1 protein-coding gene is annotated in these 2215 nt (G+C 66.8%); it reads right to left on the bottom strand.

Annotation, left to right across the window (positions count from 1 at the left end; all coding sequences use genetic code 11):
* Positions 1 to 2092 (bottom strand): polyribonucleotide nucleotidyltransferase (locus ACMO6A_RS11070; protein WP_418471267.1); only part of this gene is annotated, 2092 nt, incomplete at its 3' end.
* Positions 2093 to 2215 lie beyond the last annotated feature (123 nt).

The following is a 2215-nucleotide window of genomic DNA, read 5'->3' as shown; positions in this document are numbered from 1 at the left end:
CGGGAGCGTCCGGCTTGTCGAGGCGGTCGAGCGATATCTTGCCCGTCTTCGGGTCCACCTCGAGCACCTCGACTTTGATGATGTCGCCGAGGTTCAGCACGTCCTCGACCTTGCCGACGCGGCCGTTGGCAACGCGGGAGATGTGCAGCAGGCCGTCCTTGCCCGGCGTCAGCTTGACGAACGCGCCGAAGTCCTTGATGCCAACGACCTCGCCGTCGAACGTCTCGCCCACCTCGGGCTCCTTGACGATGCCGAGGATCATGGCCTTCGCGGCCTCGCCGGCCGGGCCCTCGATGGCGGCGATGTGGATGGTGCCGTCCTCCTCGATGTTGATGCTGGCGCCCGTCTCCTCCTGGATGCCGCGGACGACCTTGCCGCCCGAGCCGATGACGTCGCGGATCTTGTCCACCGGGATGTGGATGGTCTCGATGCGCGGTGCGAACTCGGAGAGCTCCTCGCGCGGCGCGGCGATGGTCTCCAGCATGGCGTCTAGGATGTAGGCGCGACCTTCGCTGGCCTGCTTGAGCGCACGAGCGAGGATGTCGACCGACAGGCCGCGGGCCTTGTTGTCCATCTGCAGGGCGGTGATGCCCTTCGCCGTGCCGCACACCTTGAAGTCCATGTCGCCGAGGAAGTCCTCGATGCCCTGGATGTCGGAGAGGATGACCACGTCGTCGCCCTCCTTGATGAGGCCCATGGCGATGCCCGAAACAGGCGCCTTGATAGGCACGCCCGCGTCCATGAGAGCCAGCGTCGAACCGCAGGTGGAGGCCATGGACGACGAGCCGTTCGACTCGAGGACCTCGGACACCACGCGGATGGCATAGGGGAACTCGTCTTCGCTGGGAAGCACCGGGATCAGCGCGCGCTCGGCCAGCGCGCCGTGGCCGATCTCGCGGCGCTTCGGAGCGCCCATGCGGCCGGTCTCGCCCGTGCAGTACGGCGGGAAGTTGTACTGGTGCATGTAGCGCTTGCCCTCGGCGGGGTCGATGGTGTCGAGGCGCTGCCATTCGTTCAGCATGCCGAGCGTGCAGACGGAGAGCGCCTGCGTCTGGCCGCGCTGGAACAGGCCCGAGCCGTGCACGCGGGGCAGGTAGCCCGGCACGATGTACAGCGGGCGGATGTCCTCGGGACGACGGCCGTCGGCGCGCTCGCCCGTCTCGATGACCATCGCGCGCATGGCCTTCTTCTCGAGCTTCTTGAGCTCGGCGGCGATGTCGCCCTTCCATGCGGCGCGCTCCTCATCGGAGAACTGCTCCTCCTTAATGCGGGCCTTGAGCTCTTCCACCTTGCCCATGCGCGAAAGCTTGTCGGCATCGCGCAACGCGGCGGACATCTCGGCCATGAACGGCGCGACGCGCTCGGCGATGGCCGGGTCGGCGACGTGGACGGGCCACTCGACCGGCTCGATGTTCGCACGGTCGAGGAAGCGCTGCTGGGCTTCGCAGAACGCGGCGATGGCCTCCTGGCCGAACGTCATGGCGGCCAGCATGTCCTCTTCGGAGATCTCGTCGGCGCCGGCCTCCACCATGGAGATGTAGTCGGCCGTGCCGGCGATGGTCAGCTCGAGATCCGAGTTCTCGGATTCCTCGAACGTGGGGTTCACGATGAACTCGCCCGTCTCCACGTCGCGGCCGATGCGCACGCAAGCGGCGGGGCCGTCGAAGGGAGCCGCGCCCAGCATGAGGGCAGCGCTGGCGCCCATGACGCAGATGGTGTCGGGCGGGTTGATGCTGTCGACGACGAGCGTCGTGCACACGACGTGCACCTCGCGCTTGAAGCCGTCGGCGAAGCCGGGACGGATGGGACGGTCCACCATGCGGGCCGTCAGCGTGCCCTTGTCGGAAGGACGCGCCTCGCGCTTGAGGTAGCCTCCCGGGATGCGGCCGACCGCGTACATCTTCTCGATGAAGTCGACCGTGAGGGGGAAGAAGTCGTAGTCCTTCTCCTCCTTCGAGATGACGGCCGTAACGAGCACCGTCGTGTCGCCCTGCGTGACGACGACCGAGCCGGTCGCCTGCTTGGCGAGCTCGCCTGTCTCCAAACGGTACTGCTTCCCGTACAGTTCGAAGGATTCGACGATTTTTTCCATATGCTGCTTTCTTTCTCTTCACCTGAACGGCCCTAGTGCCGCCCAGCTTCTTCGGCGCGGGGTACTTACCGTTCCCCCGCCGCCGCGAGCGGATGCGCCCTTGCGCTTCCGACCGCCTCTATG

It is taken from the genome of Eggerthella sp. (assembly GCF_048329335.1).
Classification (GTDB): domain Bacteria; phylum Actinomycetota; class Coriobacteriia; order Coriobacteriales; family Eggerthellaceae; genus Eggerthella; species Eggerthella lenta.
The sequence above is the reverse complement of the archived record's forward strand: the minus strand, read 5'-3'. Positions and strand labels throughout refer to the sequence as shown.